Genomic DNA, 4,421 nt, shown 5'->3' with positions numbered 1-4,421 from the left:
GATCGGCATCCCGGTCTCGGCGGCGGCCGCCCAGACGGGGTCGTAGCGGCGGTCGTGGTACGGGGCCTTGTCCACCCACATGGAGGGGATCATCAGGGCGCCGAGGCCCGACTCCTTCGCCCGGTGGATCTCGGCGACGACCCGGTCGGTCTCGCCCGTGACGGGCAGCAGGGCGACGCCGCAGTGGCGTTCGGGGTGCTGCGAGACGAAGTCGGCGAGCCAGCGGTTGTGGGCCTGCGCGCCGGCCATGCCCAGCTCCGGGTCCTGGTCGCCGGAGAGGCCGAGGCCGACGCCGAAGGGGGCCGCGGTGCGGCTGTCCACGGCGTCCGCGTCGGGGAAGACGACCTCGGCCGCCACCCCGTCGCCGTCGAGTTCCTTGAGCCGCTGCGTACTGTCCCAGCCGCCCCTGAGGCCTTCCTCGTTGTCCTGGAACCACTTGTCGGCGAAGGCCTCGTTGCGGACCCCGAGGCGGGTCATCTCCTCGCGGCGGCGGTCGCGGCCGGCGAGGAAGTCGTCGAACTCCCGGTGGAAGCGGCTGTCGAGGTAGGGCCGGTACTCCTCGGTGGGCAGTCCGGCGTGGCAGTCGGAGGAGATGATCAGGTAAGGATCGTCGGTCATCGCTGAGTCCTCAGTCGAGTACGAAACTTTCCAGGTACGACGGGTTGGCCCGGTCGAGCATCGACTGCGACCTGGCGCGGATCTGCCGGTCGCTGTGCTCGCTGTCCGGCAGCATCCAGAAGCGGTCGGCGAGGATGCCGTCCACGACGGTCTGCGCGACCTCCTCCACCGGCGTGAACTCCACGTCGTGGCCGGCCGACCTCATGGCCGCCTCCCACTGGCCGAGGCTGCGGTACGGGGTCCTGCGCGGCCGCTCCTTGGCGTACCGCTCGGGGCGGTTGCGGTGCGACTCCCACAGTCCGGTGCGGAGCATGTGCGGGCCGGGGAAGAGGACCGAGGCGCCGACCTCCGCGTCCTCCGCCCGCAGGTGCGCGTAGAGCGACTCGGTCATGGTGACGACGGCGGACTTGGTGACCGCGTACACGGAGGCGGTGGGCAGCGGGGCGATCCCGCCGTCGCCGGAGGAGGTGTTGACGACATGGCCGGGGGCGCCGCCCGCGAGCATGCGCGGCACGAAGGCCTGGATGCCGTGGAAGACACCCCACACATTGACCGCGAAGGCCCACTTCCAGTCGTTCGGCTCGTGCTCCCACATCCGGCCCTCGGCGCCCGATCCGACGCCGGCGTTGTTGCACAGCACGTGCACGGCGCCGAAGGCGTCGTAGGCGGCCTCGGCCAGCGCCTGTACGGAGTCCCGTTCGCTGACGTCGACGGCCCGGGCCAGCACCCGCGCCCCGTCCTCGCGCAGTTCACCGGCGGCCTTGTCGAGCGCGCCCTCCTCCACGTCGGCGAGCACGACGTTCATCCCCTCGGCCGCGAACCGGCGGGCCATCGCGAGGCCGATGCCGCTCGCGGCGCCGGTGACGACGGCGGTCTGGCCCTCCTCCAGCCTCATCGGACGCTCCCCTCGGGCGGGCCGTCGTGGATCTGCTGCGGATCGTCGTAGCGCTGGTGGACGTACGGCAGCAGCGCGTCGGCGCTGACCCGCTCCACGGCCCGTCCCTGCTGGTCGCTGGTCTTCTCGCCGATGGTGAGGTCGATCAGCCTGCGGACGGGGAGGTCGGCGACCGGGTCGTACATCGACTCGCGCAGCACCACGTCGCCGGTGATCCGCTCCAGCCTGCGGACCTTCTCGTTGCGGGTGCAGTGGATCAGTACGGGGCCGGAGTCGAAGCCCTCGCCGTCCACGGCGGGCAGGAACTTGAAGTAGAAGTCGAGCTTCGTGACCGGTTCGGGCAGCGGCAGCGGTCCGTCGACCGCGCCGCGGATCTCGACGAAGGCGATGCCGTGGCGGACCAGGCGGGCCCGGACGACGAGACCCTCGCGTTCGACGCTCACCTCGCCGAGCTTCTTCGGTTCGCCGAACACCTCGCGGCCGCCGGTCAGCGCCCGTTCGTGGGTCATCGGCATGACCAGCGGATACCAGCCCTCCTGCCCGTCATGGACGGCGGAGACGGCGACGGAGCCCGCGCCGAGCGGATAGCCGGGCAGATCGACCTTGCTGACGCTGGCCCGGACGAGCGGGCGTCCGGAGGGTTTCAGGGGCGGCGGGAGGACGGCCGCCACCGCGTCGGGGTCGCTCTCCCAGACGGCGGTGACGCCGGTGGACCAGATGTCGGGGAGCCTGGAGCGGGCCTCGCGGGATGCCGCGATCTCGGCCTCGGTGCGCGCGCCGTACCGTACCCGTGCCATGCGGTGCCACCCTTCTCGGTCGTCCGTGTCCCGGCTCTCCGCCGGGCTCTGTAACACAGTTACACCGGAGACGATGAAGGGTAAATAGGCATGCGTGTAACGGAGTTCTGGAAACTGGAGGAGCTGTGGCGCGATCGGCGCTGACCCGCGAGGAGGTCCTCGCGACCGCCGCCGCACTGGTGCGGCAGCACGGTCCGCAGACCCTCACCATGCGCAAGCTGGCCGCCGGACTGGGCACCGCCGTCACCTCGATCTACTGGCACGTGGGCAACCGCGAGTCCCTGCTGGACGCCCTCGTCGAGCGCACCGTCCAGGAGATGGGCACCCTGCGCCCCACCGGCCGGGCCCCGGCCGCCCGGATCGTCTCCGTGGCCCGCGGGCTGCGCCGCGAACTGCGCGCCCGCCCGCACCTGATCGCGATGGTCCACGAACGGGGACTGACGGAACGGATGTTCCTGCCGGCGCAGCAGGCGCTGGTCCACGAGGTGCACGCCGCCGGGCTCCGCGGCGCACGGGCGGCGGCCGCGGTCCGCTCGGTGCAGTTCCACACCGTCGGCTTCCTGCTCGTGGAGCGCAACCGGGAACGCTCCCCCGTCCAGTCACCGGCCGAGGGCGATCTGTGGAGCGAGTCGACGGCCGGCGGCGATCCGGCACTGGCCCGGGCGCTGACCCGGCCCGCCGACCCGGACCGGCTGTTCGCCACCTCCGTACGGGCACTGGTGGACGGGCTGCTGGCAGGCTCCTCGCAGGAGCGCCGATCCCCAGGACAGGGCCCGGGGGTGACGGCCGAATAGGGGACTGTCGGTCGCGGCCCGTATTCTCTGTGACCATGCTCGACGACCGCCAGACCGCAGCACCTTGGCCGACCGCCTACCCGCAGGGGTACGCGGTCGTCGACGTGGAGACCACCGGACTCGCACGGGACGACCGGATCATCTCCGCCGCCGTCTACCGCCTGGACGCACAGGGAAACGTCGAGGACCACTGGTACACCCTGGTCAACCCGGAGCGGGACCCCGGCCCCGTGTGGATTCACGGGCTGACCAGTGATGTCCTCGAAGGCGCCCCGCTCTTCCCGGAGGTCGCCGCCCAGCTCTCCGAGCGGCTCGCCGACCGCGTGCTGGTCGCGCACAACGCCGCCTTCGACTGGTCGATGCTCGCCCGGGAGTACGCGCGGGCCTCGGTGATCGCCCCGGTCCAGCAGCGGCTGTGCACCATCGCGCTCTCCAAGGAGCTGCGGCTGCCGCTGCCCAACCACAAGCTGGAGTCGCTGGCCGCGCACTTCGGGGTCGTGCAGCAGCGCGCGCACCACGCGCTGGACGATGCCCGGGTGCTGGCCGAGGCGTTCCGCCCGAGTCTGCACGCGGCGGCGGACGGCGGGCTGCGGCTGCCGCTGCTGGAATGCCGGCCGCTGACCGAGTGGTCGGACTCCCCCGTCACCCCGCGGGTCGGCCACCAGGCCTCGTACGGCGGCCAGACCAGCTGGCGCCCCTCGCGCAAGCGTCCGGCCTGCCCGTATCCGAATCCGGGGCGGTACGAGAAGGACAAACCTCTCATGCAGGGCATGCGGGTGGCGTTCTCCGGGGACACCTCGATCGACCGCGAACTGCTGGAGGACCGGGCGGTGGAGGCCGGGCTGCATGTGGCGACCAGCGTCTCCCGGCTGACCAGTCTGCTCGTCACCAACGACCCGGACGCGGCGACGTCCAAGACGGTGAAGGCCAAGTCGTTCGGCACCCCGATCCTGGAGGAGAGCGCGTTCACCCATCTCCTGCGGGACGTGGCCGCGGCGTCGAAGGGCTAGGGCCTCTCGTTTGGATCATGCCGGGCTCGCGGGTTCCGGCACGCGCACCTGCCGTGTTGTCGTCGGTCGCCAATGCTCCGCATTGACTCCCTCCTCCGCCTTGCATCCGCACGCACCGGACCCCGCTCCCTGATCCAGCCTGATCCAAACGAAAGACCCCAGCGGCAGCCCCGGCCTTGGCAGGCCCCGGGCGCCGGACCAGGCGACGTCACCCGACAGGACTCGACCCCCGGTGTGTCGCCGGGTCCGGCCACGCCGGTGTTCCGAGCGGCTACCGGGTGATGCTCCACAGCTGTACCGCTCTGCC

Annotated in this window: 5 protein-coding genes; 2 read left to right on the top strand and 3 right to left on the bottom strand. The window is 71.8% G+C overall.

The window, feature by feature from the left end:
• The 3 genes from J1C73_RS16380 to J1C73_RS16370 all read right to left on the bottom strand — a co-directional run.
• Nucleotides 1-618 (bottom strand): amidohydrolase family protein (locus tag J1C73_RS16380; protein ID WP_207317032.1); only part of this gene is annotated, 618 nt, incomplete at its 3' end.
• A 10-nt stretch (nucleotides 619-628) separates the two neighbouring features.
• A complete protein-coding gene (locus tag J1C73_RS16375; protein ID WP_207317031.1) occupies nucleotides 629-1,513 on the bottom strand; it encodes an SDR family NAD(P)-dependent oxidoreductase in 885 nt (294 codons plus the stop codon).
• Nucleotides 1,510-2,310 carry an acetoacetate decarboxylase family protein gene (locus tag J1C73_RS16370; RefSeq protein ID WP_207317030.1) on the bottom strand — a complete coding sequence of 267 codons (801 nt, stop codon included), beginning with the start codon at nucleotides 2,308-2,310 and terminating at the stop codon, nucleotides 1,510-1,512. The genes J1C73_RS16375 and J1C73_RS16370 overlap by 4 nt, the downstream gene beginning before the upstream one ends.
• A 125-nt stretch (nucleotides 2,311-2,435) precedes the next feature.
• On the opposite strand from J1C73_RS16370, the gene J1C73_RS16365 reads away from it, so the two are divergent.
• Together J1C73_RS16365 and J1C73_RS16360 are read left to right on the top strand one after the other, a co-directional pair.
• Nucleotides 2,436-3,104: a TetR/AcrR family transcriptional regulator gene (locus J1C73_RS16365; protein WP_207317029.1), complete on the top strand. Its 669-nt coding sequence runs from the start codon at nucleotides 2,436-2,438 to the stop codon at nucleotides 3,102-3,104.
• Nucleotides 3,105-3,133: 29 nt separating this feature from the next.
• A complete protein-coding gene (locus J1C73_RS16360; RefSeq protein ID WP_123469072.1) occupies nucleotides 3,134-4,114 on the top strand; it encodes a DEDDh family exonuclease in 981 nt (326 codons plus the stop codon).
• Nucleotides 4,115-4,421 lie beyond the last annotated feature (307 nt).

Origin of the sequence: Streptomyces laculatispora, from assembly GCF_017353455.1 — a bacterium.
GTDB lineage: Bacteria > Actinomycetota > Actinomycetes > Streptomycetales > Streptomycetaceae > Streptomyces > Streptomyces laculatispora.
This window is presented reverse-complemented; position numbering and strand designations above follow the sequence as displayed.